Here is a 16,802-nt window from a genome sequence, read left to right as displayed (position 1 = left end):
TAGGGCGGGTGTCTGATTCGCTGAGCCGCGTTCGCGGCGCTTTCGCTGACTACACCGTCGCGGGTGTACGGGAGTTGCTCGGCCCGGTGGCAGGCGGGGCGCTGGCACGGGACGAGATCGTGCCGGCGTTGCGGGCCACGGGTGGCGGGTCGCCGCTGGAGGCTTTCACCCGGCTGTTCTGGTTGCAGGTGGCGGTCGACGAGGCCGCTTTGAAGGATGTGGCCGACGACCTCGTCGCGCTGGGGCTCGCGGAACGTTCCGGTGGCGAGCTGCGAGCCCTGGTGCATGTCGAGCCGCTGGAGTCGGTGCGCGGCCTGGGCCATGTCGGTTACGCGGTGTCCGATCTCAAGGCGAGGCCTGGGGCCGGTGTCCCTCTCAAGCCCGATCATGTGGTCGGAGCGGGAGGTGCCTCCGGCAGTTTGGCGCGGCTGGTTGTCCACAGGCCTGTGGACAACGTGCTTGATCTTGGTACGGGATGTGGCGTTCAGGCCGTGCATCTGGCGCCGGAGCTGGAGCCACGCGCGATCACGGTGACGGACGTCAACGCGAGGGCCCTCCGGCTGTCGGCGCTGAGCTTCGCGCTCTCCGGGGTCGAGGGGGTGGAGGCCCTTCAGGGGTCGCTGCTGGAGCCGGTACGGGACCGGACGTTCGACTTGATCGTCTCCAATCCGCCGTTCGTGATCGCGCCGCCCGAGGGTGGTTTCGTCTACCGCGAATCGGGGCTGCACGGCGACGAGTTCTGCCGCCGGCTGGTCGTTGAGGGGCCGGGACTGCTGAACGAGGGCGGCACGTGCCAGCTGCTGGCGAACTGGCTGCATATCGAGGGTGTGCCGTGGGAGGAGCGCGTCGGCGCGTGGATCCGCGAATCGGGTTGTGACGCCTGGGTCGTGCAGCGCGACGTCCAGGATCCGGCCGAGTACTGCGAGCTCTGGCTGCGCGACTCGGTCGAGGCCGGGACGCCCGAGTACGCGGCGCGGTACGACGCGTGGCTGGAGTACTTCGAGCGGCAGCAGGTGACCGGGATCGGATTCGGCTGGATCACCTTGCGGCGCACGGCGGACGCGGCCCGGCCCGTCGCGCGGATCGAAGAGTTGCGGCATGCCGTGGAGCAGCCTGTCGGGGCCTATGTGGACCGGGTCCTCACCGGGTTGAGGGAAGCCGAAGAGTTTTCCACAGCCTGTGCACAAGAGGGCGCCCTGGCCCGGTTGTCGCTCCGTACCGCCGCCGGCATCGTCCAGGAGCAGATCGGCCCTCCCGGAGCCGAGGATCCGGAGCGGATCCTGCTTCGGCAGACCGATCGGCTGCACCGCGCGGCAGGGGTCGGGACGGTCGAGGCCGGGCTCGCGGGCGTCTGCGACGGCTCGCTGCCGCTGGAACCCCTGCTGTCGGCCATCGCCCAGCTCACCGAGATGGATCCCGGCCAGGTACGGGCGCATGCGGCCGCCGTCCTGCCCGAGCTCATCGCCGATGGCTTCTTCGAGATCGCCTGACTCTCCGAGGGGCGACCACCATCGCCATCGACTTTTCGAGCTCGCGGTGCCGGATGATGAGGATCGAGAAACCGATCGCCAGATAGACCATCGACAACCACAGCCGGGCCGTCTCGCCCGGCAGCACGAACTGGATCGCGAACAGCACGAACAGGAGTGCCGCCTCCGCCCGCCTGAAGTAGAGGTCGATCAGCATGGCCAGGCCGAGCACGGTCTGGGCGGCGGTCAGCAGCACCTCTTCGGTCTGCCGGGAGTCGAGCGGGAGGGACCAGTCGCCACCGCCGGCCTTGTAGGCCAGCGGCAGGCTCCCGACCAGCAGCGTCCACTGGTTCACCTTGCTGGACAGCAGCGTGCCGATCGCGTCGTTGTCGCGCAGCCGCCAGGCGAAGACGACGGCGACGATCAGCTCCGGCGCCTCGGAGGCCAGGGGCGCCAGCCACTGCACGAGCAGGAACTCGTCGATGCCCAGGCTCCCGCCCGCCTCGACCAGCGACTCGGCGAACGGCTCGGCCGAGGCGAAGATGATCAATGCGCCCAGCAGGAAGCCGCCCCCGGTCACCGCGCGGCGCTCTTTCGTGGGCAGTTTCACCAGCACGGCGGGGACGCCGACCAGTTGTTCGACGTCCTCGGCGCCGGATCTGGCGATCCGGACGATGTAGGCGATGTAGAGAGCGATGAGCAGGACGGAGACGTACCAGCCGATCTCACGGACCAGGGCGGGGATGAACGCGATGACCGCCGCGATGGCCAGGAACCCGAGCTCGATGCGGTGGTGTCCGGCGAGGTGCACGTCGCGCCGTTCCGGCACCGGCTCGCCGCGCCTGGCCAGCCGCCGCGCACCGAGTGCGAACGAGAGCACGACCAGCGCCCAGCCGACACCGACGAGCAGCCGGTTGGCGCCGGTCATGTTGGCCGCCGCGTACGCGGTGTACTCCGGCTTGGAGCCCGCGCGGAACGCGTAATAGAGGTCCACCGCGTACTCGGGGAGCACCGCGATCAGCGCCAGCAGGGCCAGCGCCAGCGCCCCCGACATGTCCGCGCGCGCCGTCTCGGCCGCCCACATCAGCACCACGGCCGCGGCGAGCACGCCCGCCCCGAAGACGATCATCCCCGCCACCGGTGCCACATGGATCCCCGGCAGCCGGAGCACGATCGCCGGCAGGGCGACTGCCAGCGTGGCCGCGACACGGATGATCACTGTGCGCGGCATCGTCTCAACGGACATACCTGCACGGTGCCGCCATTCGAGTCTGGGAACACCATAGCCCCCGTCGCCGGAAGGCAAAGAAAAGTTCTCGCATTGCGCCGGCCGAGCGCCGATTAGATCATCCGCATAGGGGAAGATCCCTGGTCAGAAGGATTGAAATGGCCGTCGTGGTGATCAAAATCGCGTCGCGCAGCTGCCATTTAAAATGAGCAAGCCGACCATTCGCCTAAATGCCGCTGGTCTGTTTCGGGGACGGCTCAGCTCGTTGAACGGGAGCCGCCCGCCAGGTCGGCGACGGTCCGGTAGGCACTGCCGCGCAGGCGGCGGGAGAGGTCACGGTTGAGGCGGGACGCCCACAGGGGGCCGCCATAGATCATTCCGGTGTAGCCCTGGACGAGGGTCGCCCCAGCGCGGAGGCGTTCCCACACGTCGTCGGCGGTCTCGATGCCACCGACCGAGATCAGCACCAGCCGGTCACCGGTGCGGGCCCGCAGGCGCCGGAGCACCTGAACCGAACGCTCCTTCAGGGGCGCACCCGACAGCCCGCCGGTCTCCTTCACCAGCTCGGGATCGCTTGCCAGCCCTTCCCGTCCGATCGTGGTGTTGGTGGCGATGATCCCGTCCAGGCCCAGTTCCAGGGCGAGGTCCGCCACGGCGTCCACGTCGTCGTCCGCGAGGTCGGGGGCGATCTTGACGAGCAGCGGGACCCGGTGCCGGGTGACCCGGTCGGCGGCCTCCCGCACGGCGGTCAGCAAGGGTCGCAGGTGCTCGACCGCTTGCAGGTCACGAAGACCGGGCGTGTTGGGGGAGCTCACGTTCACCACGAGGTAGTCGGCGTAGGGGGCCAGCCGCTCGGTGCTCGTCACGTAGTCGGCGGCGGCCTCCGCCTCCGGCACCAGCTTGGTCTTGCCGATGTTGACGCCGACGATCGTCCCCGGCCGCCGTTTCCGCAGCCGGGCCGCCGCGGCCGCCGATCCCTCGTTGTTGAAGCCCATCCGGTTGATGACGGCGCGGTCGGGCGGCAACCGCCAGGACCGGGGCTTGGGATTGCCCGGCTGCGCCTGCCCGGTCACCGTCCCGATCTCGACGTGGCTGAAGCCGAACGCGCCGAGCGCCTCGTACGCCACGGCGTCCTTGTCGAACCCGGCGGCCAGCCCCAGCGGCCCGGAGAACTCCAGCCCGAACGCGCGCACGGTCAACGCGGGATCGCGTGGCGCCAGGACCTTGCGTATCAGCGGGGCGGCACCCGCCTTCTGGATGGCCCGTAGCCCCCGCATGGTCGTGTGGTGCGCCGTCTCGGCGTCCACGAAGCGGGCGATGACCTGGGTGAACAGCAGTTTGTACATCGCGGACGATTGTCTCAATAAATCGGTTGAGCCCGTGCGCCGGGGGATGCGACGCTGGCGAACATGCTGGTCAATGCCTGGGCCACCGCGTGGTGGCCCACTCCGCAGCGCGTGGTCCGCGAACGCCGCACGGCCGGGTCCGGCCGTGTCGCGATCAGCAGCTGATCACGCCGGCGCCGCCGTCCACGACACACGACGGCCGCCGAAGATCACTCCCGCGCGGGTCGGACATGGGTGCACGCATGTCATCGCACACCTGTCAGACGGGAGAACCACCATGTCCAAGAGCCGTGGCCGAAATGGCCTGCTGGGCGTAGGCGGGCAGCGCCGCAAGCTTTCGCGCAAGTCCCTCCGCGGCAAGCCGGGATCAATGCCCCCCGCGGGCAACGACCCCGTCGCCCAGAAGGAGGAACTGCTGCGCAAGTTCCAAGAACGCGCCCAGCAGAGTCCGGCGGACGAGCAGGGAGAAACCGGCTCCAACGCATGACCCGAGGCCCCTGGGCCGGGCGCGTCCTCCGCGCCCGGCCCAGGGGGCATCACCGCACCAGTCAGCCGCCGAAATCAGCGCGCCGACAGGCCGGATCCTTTTCGTCAGGTCCGGCGGTTCGTCAGGTCCGGCGGAACGAGCGGCGAAGCTGGAGGCGCACGTCGCGGCCGGTCTGGCGTACGGGGGCGATGATGCTCGCGTTCATCCAGCGTGCGGGTTCGCGGACGGTGATCCGCCAGGTCTCGCGGACCACGTTCTTGGCGGGACGGAGCACGGCGTTGCGAACCCAGCGAGCCGGGTCGGCGACGAGGGCGTTCCAGAGCCAGCGCAGGAAACGGCCGGCCATGCGGGCGCCTTCGGCGAGGCCGTGGAGGACAGGCCTGAGAACGTAGTTCCAGATCGCCAGCGCGGGGATCACGAAGAGGACGCGGCCCAGCCAGCGCAGGATGCGGCCCGCCATGCGCCAGGCCCAGCCGAGCGCGCCCGCGGTGGCGCGCCAGCCCGCGAGGAGCCCGGTGCCGATGCCGCGGCCGACGTAGGCGAGACCGGAGCCGATCAGCCGGCACAGCCACGCGAGACCGGCCAGAGGCGGGCGCAGGACGTACTGCCACAGCAGCGCCAGCGGCAGCACGATGAGCACCGCGAACAACCATGCGATGCCGGTGGCAACGCCCTTCGCGATGTACGCGATCACGTGACCGGCGCCGACCAGGAGCCACTTGAGACCGCCGCCGACGAGGCTCAGGGGGGCGACGATGAGGACGTTGAGCAGCCAGAGGAGCCCCCGCCACGTCGCGAGCAGTCCCGCGCCGACGCCCCTGCCCACGTACGCGGAGAAGCGGCCGATCGGGGCGAGCACCGTCCGGTAGAACCAGCGGCCGAGGCGACCGCTGCCCCGGCCGAACATCCGCAGGAAGCCGAGCACGACGACGTTCAGCAGCCAGCCGAGCGGGCTCACGATCGTGACGTTGAACAGCCAGGCCAGCCCGGATCCTGCCCAAGCCAGCCCGATACCGATGGCCCGGCCCACGGCGGCGATGCCCAGGCCAAGGGGGCGCAGCAGCCATGTGTAGAGCTGCCGGAACGGCCAGGCCAAAGCCCACAACACGCCCTTCGAACCTGCCTTGAGGCCGCGACCGGCGACCACGAGCAGGTCGTACACGAGCCGGATCGGCAGCACGATCACCAGCGCGACGATCCGGGCCGGGACAACGATCCAGGCCGGTCCCGCCGGGACCGAGGAACGCGCCGGCGCGCCGGAACCCGTCGGGGCGGCAGAACTCGTCGTGGTGGCGGAATGCGGCGGTGCGGCGGAACGGGCTGGAGCCGAGGACGGCCCCGGGACGGCGGAGAACGCCTGGGCGGGGCCCTCGGACGGCGCCTTGGTCAGATTGACGGGTTCCTCGTCCGGCCTCCTCGCCGTGGTCACAGTCCTGCTCCCCTCGTTCCTGCCTGTTCGAACTCTGACGCATTGAACCCGTTCGCCGTTCACGCCCGTACTGCCCCTCGATCCGGGGAGAGCGGTGCGGCTGCTCCGCCTCGAGCGAAAGCGACTGACATGGAGGGCACGACATGCAATTCCCACGCTGGGCGATCCCCGCGGCGGCCGCCCTGACCGCGTCTGGAGTTCTCCTCACGGCCTGTGGCCAGGAGACGGCAGGGAAACAGCAGAACACTTCGGCCGGTTCGGCGCAACAGGTGCAGCAACCGCAGCAACCGCAGGCTCCGGCCAACGCGCCTGCGGCGCCCGCGGCAGCCGCCGCGCTGGAGGTCGCCAGCGTGAGCAAGCTCGGCAAGGTCGTTACCGACGGCGAGGGCCGTACGCTCTACCGATTCGACAAGGACACAGCGAGACCCCCCGCCTCCACCTGCATGGATCAGTGCGCGCAGGCCTGGCCGCCGGTGATGGCGAGCCAGCAGGCCGTCCAGGTGAAGGGCGTCGACGAGAACCTCGTCGGCAAGGTCAAGCGCCCCGACGGCCAGTGGCAGGTCACGCTCGGCGGCTGGCCGCTCTACCGGTACGCCAAGGACCAGAGTCCGGGCGACGCCAAGGGGCAGGGAGTCCAGGGCACCTGGTACGCCGCCGCGCCCACGGGCAAGAAGGCCGGCGCCGGCGCGGCGCAGCCGAGCCAGCCGCCGCAGCAGAACGAGGGCGGCGGCGAAGGCGGGGGCGGCTGGGCAGGCTGGACCACCATCAAGGTGCGCCAGGATCCGGCCCTCGGCATGATCGTGACGGACGGCAAGGGCCGCACGATGTACCGGTTCGACAAGGACAAGCCGAAGGTCAGCAACTGCTTCGGCGACTGCCGTGCGAAGTGGCCGATCGTGCGCTTCAACGGCTTCAAGAAGCTCAAGGTCTCGGGCGTCGACAAGAGCCTGATCAGCTTCATCGAGCGCAAGGACGGCAAGCCGGGCGAGTGCCAGCTCCTCATCAACGGCTGGCCCATGTACTACTTCGCCAAGGACGCCAAGGCCGGCGACACCAAGGGCCAGGCCGTGCAGAACGTCTGGTGGGCCGTCTCCCCGGAGGGCAAGAAGATCACCACCAAGGCCGGTGGCGGTGACGGCGGCGGCTACGGCGGCGGCTACTAAGGCCTGAGTTCCCTCTCGACAGTCCCTCTCGACTTGCGGCGTGTTGGCCATCCGGTGGGTCCCCGGGTGACCAGCACGCCGCAATTTTTCCGTGCTTCCAAGGCCTCGCCCGTGGTGCCTGAATCACGCCTGATGCCTATGTGAAAAACGTGTCTTTTGGGTTGCCCTTTACTCACCTGTCATGCATCCGTGCTCGACAGCCTCCAATACCGGTGTTTGAGTGGAGATCAATCCGCCCGCTCGGCCGCGGCCTCGGAGAGGCGAGTCCGCGCAGGTCGAGCGGAGCTTCGGGAGGCCTGATGGGCAAGGTCGAGCGAGCACGGGCCGGACGAGGACGACGCGGGGGAGGGCGGCGGGACCGCAGGAGCCGGACAAGCCGTGCGGGCCCGGTGCGCGCTTCGGTGGCGCTGGTCCTGCTGGCGGGCGGACTGACCGCCTGTGGCAGTGAAAGCGGGACGCCGAGCCTCACCTGGTACACCAACCCCGACAACGGCGGGCAGGCCAAGCTCGCCGCGGCCTGTACCCAGGCCGCGAACGGCAAGTACCGCATCAAGACCTCGGTGCTGCCGAACGACGCGACCCAGCAACGCGAACAGCTCGTCCGGCGGCTCGCCGCCAAGGACTCCGGCCTCGACCTGATGAGCCTCGACCCGGTGTTCATCGCGGAGGCCGCCAACGCCGGATTCCTCCGCCCGTTCACCTCGGCGGAGGAGGCGCAGTTCACCCAGGGCGTCTTCCCCGCGTCGGTCGAGAACGCTCGGTGGGAGGGCAAGCTCTTCGCGGCGCCTTTCTGGGCCAACACGCAGCTCCTCTGGTACCGCAAGTCGGCCGCCAAGAGGGCCGGCGTCGATCCGACCGCCGCCGACTTCACCTGGGACAAGCTGATCGACGCGGCGTTGCGCAGCAACACCACGGTCGCGGTCACCGGCAACAAGTACGAGGGCTACATGGTGTGGATCAGCGCCCTCATGGCCTCCGCGGGCGGCCGCATCATCACCAACCCCGAACGCGGTTCGGACGCGACCGTCGACTTCGACAGCCCGGCGGGCCGGGCGACGGCGACGATCATCTCCAAGCTGGCACGGTCCAGGGCGGCCAGCCCGACGCTGTCCACCGAGATCGAGGACCCGGCGCGCAACACCTTCAACGCCGCCCGCGGCGGCTTCATGATCAACTGGCCGTACATCTACGCGGCCGACCTCGCCGACGCCGAGGCGGGCGTCATCGACAAGAGCATCCCCGCCGACATCGGCTGGGCGCGCTACCCGCAGGTGACGGCCGGCCAGCCGAGCAAGCCGCCGCTGGGCGGCATCAGCCTGGGCATCGGCGCGTACGGCAAGCACGAGAACGAGGCAGTCGAGGCCGCCCGGTGCATCACCAGCGAGCCGAACATGAAGGCCTACATGCTCGCCGAGGGCAACCCGGCGGCCCGCCCGGCCGTCTTCGACGACCCCGAGATCGTCAAGCAGTTCCCGATGGCCACGCTGATCCGCGACTCGATCAACGCCGCCGCCCCGCGCCCGATCACGCCGTACTACCCGGACGTGTCCAGTGGCGTGCAGAGCAAGTGGCATCCGCCGGCCTCGGTCAACCCCAACACGACGCCGAAGGAAACCGACGACTTCATCCCCAAGGTGCTGCGCGACCAGCGGCTGCTGTGACCGGAGGAGGGCCATGAAGAACAGAACGGCCATGAGTCACAGGAGAGAACCATGACCGTCACCGTGGACAAACCGCTTCCCGCGGGCACCGGCCGGGCAGAGATCACCGACCGGGCGAAGGCGGAGCGCCGCCTGGGGCTGCTGCTCTCGGCCCCCGCCATCGTGGTGATGTTGCTGGTCACCGCGTATCCGCTGCTCAACGCCCTCTACCTGTCGATGTTCAGCTACCGGCTGACCGCTCCGGACGACCGGCGCTTCGTCTGGTTCGGCAACTACGTCACCGCGCTGACCGACGGCCTGTTCTGGCAGGACGTGTTCACCACGTTCTTCGTCACGGCGGTGACCGTCGGCATCGAGCTGGTGCTGGGGTTCGCGTTCGCGATGGTCATGCATCGCGCGATCTTCATGCGGCGGACCGTCCGGACCTCGATCCTCATCCCGTACGGCATCGTCACCGTGATCTCGGCGTTCGCCTGGCGGTACGCCTTCGACCTCAACTCGGGATTCGTCAACGGATGGCTGGGGCTCGGCGACTACGCCTGGTTCACCGGGCGCTGGTCGTCGTTGTCGGTCATCATCCTGTCCGAGGTGTGGAAGACCACGCCGTTCGTGTCGCTGCTGCTGCTCGCCGGGCTGGCGCAGGTGCCGCGCGACCTCGGCGAGGCGGCCACCGTGGACGGCGCGACCGCCTGGCAGCGGTTGTGGCGGGTGACCATCCCCAACATGAAGGCCGCCATCCTCGTCGCGGTGCTGTTCCGCACCCTCGACGCCTGGCGGATCTTCGACAGCATCTTCGTGATGACGGCGGGCCAGAACCAGACCGAGAGCCTGTCGTTCCTGACGTACCGGCAGACGATCACGCGCACGGCCATCGGGCTCGGTGACGCGGTCGGCGTGCTGCTGTTCCTGTCCGTGGTGCTCATCGCGGCGGTGTTCATCAAGGGCTTCCGGGTGGATCTGGCGCAGGCGAGGGGAGAACGCTGATGGACACCGCACGTTCCCGATGGTTGTGGCTCATCGGCGCGCTGCTGATCCTGCTCTGGACGCTTCTCCCGACGCTCTGGATCGTGTCGCTGTCGTTCAAGCAGCCGGGTGAGGTCGGCAACGTCAAGGGCTTCCTGCCCAAGGACTGGACCTGGCAGAACTACGAGACCGTCTTCGACACCAGCATCTTCACCTCCGCGCTCATCAACTCGATCGGCATCTCGCTGATCGCCACGGTGATCGGGGTGACGTTCGCGACCCTGGTGGCGTACGCGATCGCCCGGCTGGAGTTCCCCGGAAAGCGGGCGATCCTGTCGTTCGCGCTGGCCATCGCGATGTTTCCGGTGGTCTCGCTGGTCGGCCCGCTGTTCGACCTGTGGCGCAACATCGGGTTGTACGACACGTGGCCGGGCCTGATCATCCCCTACATCTCGTTCGCGCTGCCGCTGGCGATCTGGACGTTGTCGGCGTTCTTCCGCGAGATCCCGTGGGAGATGGAGCAGGCCGCGCAGGTCGACGGCGCCACGACCTGGCAGGCGTTCCGCAAGGTGATCGTGCCGCTGGCCGCGCCCGGGGTGTTCACCGCGGCGATCCTGACGTTCTTCTTCTGCTGGAACGACTTCGTGTTCGGGATCTCGCTGACCTCGACCGACAACGCCCGCCCGGTCCCGGCGGCGCTGGCGTTCTTCACCGGGGCCTCCCAGTTCGAGCAGCCCACGACGGCGATCTGCGCCGCGGCCGTCGTGGTGACCATCCCGGTCGTGGTCATCGTCCTGCTGTTCCAGCGCCGCATCGTGGCCGGGCTGACGTCCGGCGCAGTGAAGGGGTAGCCATGGCCGCCATCACCATGAAGAACATCGTCAAGCAGTACGGCGACGGCTTCCCGGCCGTGAACGACGTCAGCCTGGACGTGCAGGACGGCGAGTTCATGATCCTGGTGGGCCCGTCCGGCTGCGGGAAGTCCACGCTGCTGCGCATGATCGTCGGGCTGGAGGACATCACCTCCGGCGAGATGAAGATCGCCGACAGGGTGGTCAACAAGGTCGCACCACGGCAGCGCAATCTGTCGATGGTCTTCCAGAACTACGCCCTCTACCCGCACCTCACCGTCTTCGAGAACATCGCGTTCCCGCTGCGGCTCGCCAAGAAGCCCGACGAGGAGGTGCGCCGCCGCGTCACCGAGACCGCCGAGCTGCTGGAGCTGACCGAGCATCTGGAGCGCAAGCCCGCCAACCTGTCCGGCGGGCAGCGGCAGCGGGTGGCGATGGGGCGCGCGATCGTTCGGCAGGCCGACGCGTTCCTGTTCGACGAGCCGCTGTCCAATCTGGACGCCAAGCTGCGCGGGCAGATGCGCGCCGAGATCTCCCGCCTCCAGCGGCGGCTGGGCGTCACCACCGTGTACGTGACGCACGACCAGACCGAGGCGATGACGCTCGGCGACCGGGTCGCGGTGCTGCGCAAGGGCGTGCTCCAGCAGGTCGGCAGCCCGCGCGAGCTGTACGAGGAGCCCGCCAACCTCTTCGTCGCCGGGTTCATCGGCTCGCCGTCGATGAACTTCCTGCCCGCCACGCTCGACAGCTCGGCGGAGGGCACGTTCCTGGAGACCCCGCTGGGGCGCTTCGGCCTGCCCGACAAGATCACGGCTGCCGAGATCGGCGACCGCGACGTGGTGCTGGTCGGCATCCGGCCGGAGCACTTCGAGGACGCCTCCCTGGTGAGCGAGGAGAAGCGGGCCCGCGGCACCGTCGTCCAGGCGCACGTCGACGTCACCGAGTGGCTGGGCAACGAGCTGTACGCCTACGTGCCGTACGAGGCGCCTGAGGATCTGGCCGCCCAGCTGCGCGACCTGTCCCGGGAACTGGACAGCGACCAGCTGCGCACGCAGGCCGTCGTCGCGCTCGACCCGGCCAGCATGATCAGCGAGGGTCAGGAGGCCGAGCTGTGGATCGACACGAGCCGGGCGCACATCTTCGACCCGGCGACCGGCGAGAACCTCACCCGCGACGAGGAACGTGTCGCGGCACTGGGCCGCCAGGCCGAACAGGCCCGGCTGCGGCAGCGCCAAGCCCAAGCCGGCCAGGCCCCGACCGGCCAGGCCGGTAACGGCGCGACACAGGCGAAACCCGACCAAGAGCCTCCCACCAGCCCCGACTGACCTGATGCATTTCGTCTTCAGGCCACCGGGGCAGGCGGCAGCGGGGCTCCTCACCCTGCCGTGGCGGTTGCCGCTGGAGCACTGGACCGACGAGCGGCTGGTGGAGATCCGGCAGCGCGGCCTGTCACGGCACGTGGTGCGGTTCGTCGCGGAAGGCGGGACGCTCTACGCGCTGAAGGAGCTGCACGAACGGCTGGCCCGCCGCGAGTACGGCCTGCTGCGGCGGCTCCACGAGCTCGGGCTGCCCGCGGTCGAGGCGGTCGGGGCCGTCGTCGACCGCGGCCCCGATCTCGACGCGATCCTGGTGACCCGCTACCTCGACCACGCCATCTCGTACCGGTCGCTCTTCGCCAACCCGCGCGGCGGGCAACATCCCACCGACCGGCTGCTCGACGCCCTGGTGGAGCTGCTCGTGCGGCTGCACCTGGCGGGCTTCATGTGGGGCGACTGCTCGCTGTCCAACACGCTGTTCCGGTTCGACGCGGGCGCCTTCGCGGCGTACCACGTGGACGCCGAGACCGCCGAGCTGCATCCGTCGGGACTGAGCGAGGGGCAGCGGCACTACGACGTCGACCTCGCGCGCGAACGCATCGCCGGTGAGCTCTTCGACCTCTTCGCCGCCGGGCAGCTCCCGCCCGAGGTGGATCCGGTCGAGGTCGCCGACGACGTGGTCCGCCGGTACGAGGGGCTGTGGGACGAGCTCACCCGCGAGGAGTCCCTGCACCCGGACGACCAGCAGTACCGCATCGCCGAACGGCTGCGCCGCATCAACGAGCTCGGCTTCGACGTCGACGAGGTCGAGCTGGTCGACGCCGACACGGACGCCGCCGTCGGCACCGAGGGCGGTGTCGAGGGCGGTGCCGACGGTGAAGCCATTCGCATGCGGGTGCGCACCCGTGTCGCCGAGCCCGGTCATCACCGCCGGATCCTCTACACCCGCACCGGGATCGACGCCCAGGAGAACCAGGCCCGCCGCCTGCTCAACGACATCGCGGCCTTCCGGGCCCATCTCGAACGGGAGACGGGCCATCCGATCCCCGAGGTGGTCGCGTCCAACCGGTGGCTGGCCGAGGTCTACGAGCTGGTCGTCCAGTCGATCCCCGACGAGCTCCGCGGCAGGCTCGACGAGGTGGAGATCTTCCTGGAGGTCCTGGATCACCGCTGGTTCATGTCCGAACGATCCGGCAAGGACGTCGGGACCATGGCCGCCGCCCTCGACTACTTCGAGAACGTCCTCCCGCAGGTCCCCGACGACCTCACCGGAACCCCGTGATCCATCCCGTGCCTTCTCGCGGATCACCAGGCCGCCTGAGCCCGGCTCAGGCGGCCTGGTTCCGGCTCAGGAGGCGGTCCAGCCGGGGTTGCGGCCGGTGAAGCGAAGCAGCGCCGCCACATCGTCGTCGCCCGCCTGAGCCTCCTGTGGCGCGGCGTACATGCCGTACTGCCGGATCGGCTCGGTGATGGTCGCCTGAGCGGCGGGCATGAGCGCACGGGCCAGCTCAGGGGTGAGCGGCGACGGCTGGCCCGTGGCCACGGCGATGTCCCAGCCGTGGACCGCGGCGTCCAGCGCGCAGGCGCCGACGCCGATCTCGGCGGACATCGTGTTCGGCGGGATCGGGACCGGCACCTCCGCCGCGTCCTCAGCGACGGTGGACCAGGCGGCGGCCGAGGCCTGGATCGCACTCTCCACGACGGCCTCAGGACTGTCTGCGAGCGTGCCCGATGGGGCGAAGGGGTTGTCCTCCGGTCCCGGCCCGCCGGTGATGAACGAGGCGTACCCGAGCTGGTCGCCTGCGGCGTGCTGGAGCACCTGGGTGACGTTCCAGTCGGCGCACGGGGTCGGCTTGGTCCAGGCGTCGGCAGGAACTCCCCGGACGGCCGCACGCAGGATCTCGTGCGCCTCGTTCAGAACCGTCCACTGGGTCGCGTCGCTCATCGTTCCGGCCTCTCTGTCGTCCCGCTTCGTGATGCTCCCAGTATAGCAGAACGGAATGCTCCATTCCAGATGGAACGGAAGTGGCCCCTGAGGGAGATACCTCCTGAGGGACCTCTTTAGGGTGGTGTGGTGTTGTACGGCAGGAAGGCGGAGGTCGCCGCGATCGACCGGCTGCTGGCCGGAGCGCGGCAGGGCCAGAGCGGGTCGCTCTGCGTCCACGGCGAGGCGGGGATCGGCAAGTCCGCCCTTCTGGACCACGCGGCGAGGGCCGCGGAGTCCGCCGGGATGCGGGTGCTGCGCGCGGTGGGGACCGAGACCGAGGCGGAGCTGCCGTTCGCCGGGCTGCACCTCCTGCTGAACGCCTACGACGGCCGTCTCGACGACCGGCTGGGCGAGCTCGCGGCACCGCAGGCGGCCGCGCTGCGCGGCGCGCTCGTCGGGACGCTCGGCGGAGGACGGGGCGGGGCGGCGGCACCGGGCGAAGACCGGTTCCTCGTAGGGCTGGCCACGCTGACACTGCTGTCCGACCTTGCCGAGGACAGGCCGCTCGTATGCCTCGTCGACGACACGCAATGGGTCGACCAGGCGTCGGTGGAGGCGCTGGTGTTCGCCGCCCGCCGGCTGCGCAGTGAGGGCGTCGTCCTGGTGTTCGCTCAGCGGGACGACCCCGAGGTGGTGCCGATCCGGGGCATCCCGGAGCTGCGCGTCGCCGGGCTCGCCGAGCAGGACGCAGCCGCCCTGCTCGCCGACCTGTCACCGGACCTGCCCGCGCAGGTGCGGGACCGGGTGCTCGCCGAGGCCGGCGGCAACCCGCTGGCCCTGATCGAGCTGCCGCGCTCCGTGGCCGACGAGGGCTGGTCGCCGGTGAGCCCGCTGCCGATCGGCCACCGCGTGCAACGCGCGTTCGTCAGCCAGATCGAGGCGCTCCCGGCACGCACCCGCAGCCTGCTCACGGTCGCCGCGGCCGACGACTCGGGGGAGATCGGTGTCGTGCTGCGCGCCGCGCGCATGCTGGCGATCCCGGTCGGCGCCATCGAGCCCGCCGAGCGGGCGGGGCTGCTCACGGTGACCGGGGGCGTGCTGCGCTTCCGCCATCCGCTGGTGCGCTCGGCCGCCTACCAGCGTGCCGTGCTGGCCGAACGCAGCGCCGCGCACCAGGCCCTCGCCCGTGCCTGGGACGAGGACCAGGACGCCGACCGCCGTGCCTGGCAGCTCGCCGCCGCCGCCACCGGTCCCGATGACGAGGTCGCCGACCTTTTGGAACGCACCGCGCGGAGGGCCGCCGAACGCAACGGGCACGCCGCCGTGGTCGCCGCCTACGAGCGTGCCGCGCAGCTCACCACCGACCCCAGGGATGTGGTCCGCCGGGGTGCCGCGGCGGCCCTCGCGGCGACCGACGCCGGCCAGTTCGACCGTGCCGCCAAGCTGACCGACCGGTTCGCGAAGGCCGCCGAGGACCCGGCCGACCACGCCCTGCTGGCCGTCGTGCGCGGGCTGGTGGAGTTCGAGTCCGGCTCGCCGCGCGAGTCGGGACGGGCGCTCATCTGCGGAGCACGGCAGGTCGCCGAGGTGCATCCGGGCTGGTCCGGCAAGCTCCTGGTGATCGGCGTGCACAACGCCTGGCATGGCGCCGACGCCGAGGCGGTCGCCGACGGCGTCGCGCAGCTCCGGGAGCTGCGGCTGCCCCCGGACGACCCGGTCGTCCCGTACATCGGCGCGGTAGAGGCGCTCGCCCGCCTGGGGAGCGACGACGTGCCCGGTGCGTACCCGTTGCTGCGCGCGTTCGCCGCCCAGGCGCGCGACGTCGTGCCGAAGACCGACTGGCTGCGGCAGTTCACCGCCCAGCTGCTGCTCATCGCGGGTCAGGACCCCGCGCTGGTCCACCAGCTCGCCTCCGCCATGGTCGCCGACTGGCGCGGCACGGGGCAGATCGGGCACCTCACCGTGGGCCTCCACCACCTCGCGTACGCGCAGATCCTGCTGGGCCGTCACAAGATCGCCGCGGTCACCGCGGCCGAGGGGCTGCAACTGGCGACCGACACCGGGCACCGCCCGATCACGGCGCATTTCAGCAGCTGGCTCGGCTGGCTCGCCGCTCTCGAAGGGGACGAGGAACGCTGCCGTGCCCTGGCGAACGAGGGCATCCGGTACGGCGAGGACCACCAGTACCCGCATAGCGTGCTCAGCGGCCAGTGGGCGCTCGCGCTGCTCGACCTCGGTCTCGGACGGCACCGTGCGGCCTTTGACCGGATGTGTGAGCACTGGCGAGGCTGGTCGTTCGTCGCCAGTCGGAGCGTCGCCGACCTGGTCGACGCCGCCATGCACATCGACTGTCTCGACGCCGCCCGCGGGCCGCTGGACCAGGTCGAGGAGTGGACGGCGGGTTCCGAGGAGGAGTGGGCCGTGGCGATCCTGCTGCGCTGCCGCGCGATGCTCGCGCCCGCGGACTCCGCCGAGGCCCTCTTCATGGAGGCCCTCAGCCTGCACCAGAAGAGCGACCAGCCGTACGAGCATGCACGGACCTGGCTCGCCTACGGCGAGTGGCTGCGCCGCCGTCGCCGCAAGCGCGAGGCCCGTACACCGCTCCGCAACGCGCTGGAGAGCTTTGAACGCCTGGGCGCACGGCTGTGGGCCGAGCGGGCCCGGCAAGAGCTCCGCGCAGCAGGAGACAGAGCCGCCTCACGCAAGCAGAAGGTCGAGGCGGCCGCCTCCCTCACCCCGCAGGAGCTGCAGGTCGCCCGGCTCGCGGCGACCGGCGCCACCAACCGGGACATCGCGGCGCAACTGCTGATCAGCCCGCGGACGGTCGGCCAGCACCTCTACAACGCGTTCCCCAAGCTCGGCGTCTCCACCCGAGCCGAGCTGGCGCGCCTGGACCTCGACGCCGTCCTCTAGCCCCGCGGTCAGCAACGGTCAGCCGCGGTCAGCCGGTCAGCCGCGGTCA

Annotated in this window: 13 protein-coding genes; 9 read left to right on the top strand and 4 right to left on the bottom strand. The window is 70.3% G+C overall.

Annotation, left to right across the window (positions count from 1 at the left end):
• The first annotated feature begins 8 nt into the window (after positions 1-8).
• On the top strand, positions 9-1,490 hold the full coding sequence (locus F8566_RS16390; RefSeq protein ID WP_151561098.1) for a DUF7059 domain-containing protein: 1,482 nt from the start codon (positions 9-11) through the stop codon (positions 1,488-1,490).
• Here the strand turns inward: F8566_RS16390 and F8566_RS16385 are convergent.
• Entirely contained in the window at positions 1,459-2,715 is a 1,257-nt protein-coding gene (locus F8566_RS16385) for a sodium:proton exchanger (protein ID WP_225993244.1), read from the bottom strand. The genes F8566_RS16390 and F8566_RS16385 overlap by 32 nt on opposite strands.
• Positions 2,716-2,954: 239 nt before the next feature.
• On the bottom strand, positions 2,955-4,043 hold the full coding sequence (locus tag F8566_RS16380) for a quinone-dependent dihydroorotate dehydrogenase (protein ID WP_151561097.1): 1,089 nt from the start codon (positions 4,041-4,043) through the stop codon (positions 2,955-2,957).
• Positions 4,044-4,320: 277 nt separating this feature from the next.
• Between F8566_RS16380 and F8566_RS16375 the strand changes: the two genes are divergently transcribed.
• A complete protein-coding gene (locus tag F8566_RS16375) occupies positions 4,321-4,530 on the top strand; it encodes a DUF6243 family protein (RefSeq protein WP_192809699.1) in 210 nt (69 codons plus the stop codon).
• A gap of 121 nt (positions 4,531-4,651) precedes the next feature.
• On the opposite strand, the gene F8566_RS16370 is transcribed toward F8566_RS16375, so the two are convergent.
• Positions 4,652-5,959: a hypothetical protein gene (locus F8566_RS16370; RefSeq protein WP_151561096.1), complete on the bottom strand. Its 1,308-nt coding sequence runs from the start codon at positions 5,957-5,959 to the stop codon at positions 4,652-4,654.
• Between the two features lie 143 nt (positions 5,960-6,102).
• Here F8566_RS16370 and F8566_RS16365 point away from each other — a divergent pair, with 143 nt between their 5' ends.
• The 6 genes from F8566_RS16365 to F8566_RS16340 all read left to right on the top strand — a co-directional run bounded on the left by F8566_RS16365 (position 6,103) and on the right by F8566_RS16340 (position 13,195).
• The gene (locus tag F8566_RS16365; RefSeq protein WP_151561095.1) at positions 6,103-7,122 is read left to right on the top strand and encodes a hypothetical protein; all 1,020 of its coding nucleotides are present in this window, start codon (positions 6,103-6,105) and stop codon (positions 7,120-7,122) included.
• 389 nt (positions 7,123-7,511) lie between these two features.
• On the top strand, positions 7,512-8,783 hold the full coding sequence (locus F8566_RS16360; RefSeq protein WP_225993243.1) for an extracellular solute-binding protein: 1,272 nt from the start codon (positions 7,512-7,514) through the stop codon (positions 8,781-8,783).
• 51 nt (positions 8,784-8,834) lie between these two features.
• Positions 8,835-9,767, top strand: coding sequence for a carbohydrate ABC transporter permease (locus tag F8566_RS16355; RefSeq protein ID WP_151561094.1), 933 nt, complete (start codon positions 8,835-8,837; stop codon positions 9,765-9,767).
• Entirely contained in the window at positions 9,767-10,597 is an 831-nt protein-coding gene (locus tag F8566_RS16350; protein ID WP_151561093.1) for a carbohydrate ABC transporter permease, read from the top strand. The genes F8566_RS16355 and F8566_RS16350 overlap by 1 nt, the downstream gene beginning before the upstream one ends.
• A gap of 2 nt (positions 10,598-10,599) precedes the next feature.
• Positions 10,600-11,922: an ABC transporter ATP-binding protein gene (locus tag F8566_RS16345; protein ID WP_151561092.1), complete on the top strand. Its 1,323-nt coding sequence runs from the start codon at positions 10,600-10,602 to the stop codon at positions 11,920-11,922.
• Positions 11,923-11,926: 4 nt separating this feature from the next.
• Entirely contained in the window at positions 11,927-13,195 is a 1,269-nt protein-coding gene (locus F8566_RS16340; RefSeq protein ID WP_151561091.1) for a DUF4032 domain-containing protein, read from the top strand.
• Between the two features lie 66 nt (positions 13,196-13,261).
• Here the strand turns inward: F8566_RS16340 and F8566_RS16335 are convergent, their stop codons facing one another.
• Positions 13,262-13,858, bottom strand: coding sequence for a TIGR03086 family metal-binding protein (locus F8566_RS16335; RefSeq protein WP_151561090.1), 597 nt, complete (start codon positions 13,856-13,858; stop codon positions 13,262-13,264).
• Between the two features lie 129 nt (positions 13,859-13,987).
• On the opposite strand from F8566_RS16335, the gene F8566_RS16330 reads away from it, so the two are divergent.
• The gene (locus tag F8566_RS16330; RefSeq protein ID WP_192809697.1) at positions 13,988-16,753 is read left to right on the top strand and encodes an ATP-binding protein; all 2,766 of its coding nucleotides are present in this window, start codon (positions 13,988-13,990) and stop codon (positions 16,751-16,753) included.
• Positions 16,754-16,802 lie beyond the last annotated feature (49 nt).

The sequence above is a fragment of the Actinomadura rudentiformis genome, assembly GCF_008923185.1.
In the GTDB taxonomy this organism is placed as follows: domain Bacteria; phylum Actinomycetota; class Actinomycetes; order Streptosporangiales; family Streptosporangiaceae; genus Spirillospora; species Spirillospora rudentiformis.
The sequence above is the reverse complement of the archived record's forward strand: the minus strand, read 5'-3'. Positions and strand labels throughout refer to the sequence as shown.

Coding starts and splice junctions, on each gene's coding strand:
- F8566_RS16385 (WP_225993244.1), bottom strand. CDS start 2,715: ATGTCCGTTGAGACGATGCCGCGCACAGTGATCATCCGTGTCGCGGCC.
- F8566_RS16355 (WP_151561094.1), top strand. CDS start 8,835: ATGACCGTCACCGTGGACAAACCGCTTCCCGCGGGCACCGGCCGGGCA.
- F8566_RS16345 (WP_151561092.1), top strand. CDS start 10,600: ATGGCCGCCATCACCATGAAGAACATCGTCAAGCAGTACGGCGACGGC.
- F8566_RS16335 (WP_151561090.1), bottom strand. CDS start 13,858: ATGAGCGACGCGACCCAGTGGACGGTTCTGAACGAGGCGCACGAGATC.
- F8566_RS16340 (WP_151561091.1), top strand. CDS start 11,927: ATGCATTTCGTCTTCAGGCCACCGGGGCAGGCGGCAGCGGGGCTCCTC.
- F8566_RS16365 (WP_151561095.1), top strand. CDS start 6,103: ATGCAATTCCCACGCTGGGCGATCCCCGCGGCGGCCGCCCTGACCGCG.
- F8566_RS16380 (WP_151561097.1), bottom strand. CDS start 4,043: ATGTACAAACTGCTGTTCACCCAGGTCATCGCCCGCTTCGTGGACGCC.
- F8566_RS16350 (WP_151561093.1), top strand. CDS start 9,767: ATGGACACCGCACGTTCCCGATGGTTGTGGCTCATCGGCGCGCTGCTG.
- F8566_RS16375 (WP_192809699.1), top strand. CDS start 4,321: ATGTCCAAGAGCCGTGGCCGAAATGGCCTGCTGGGCGTAGGCGGGCAG.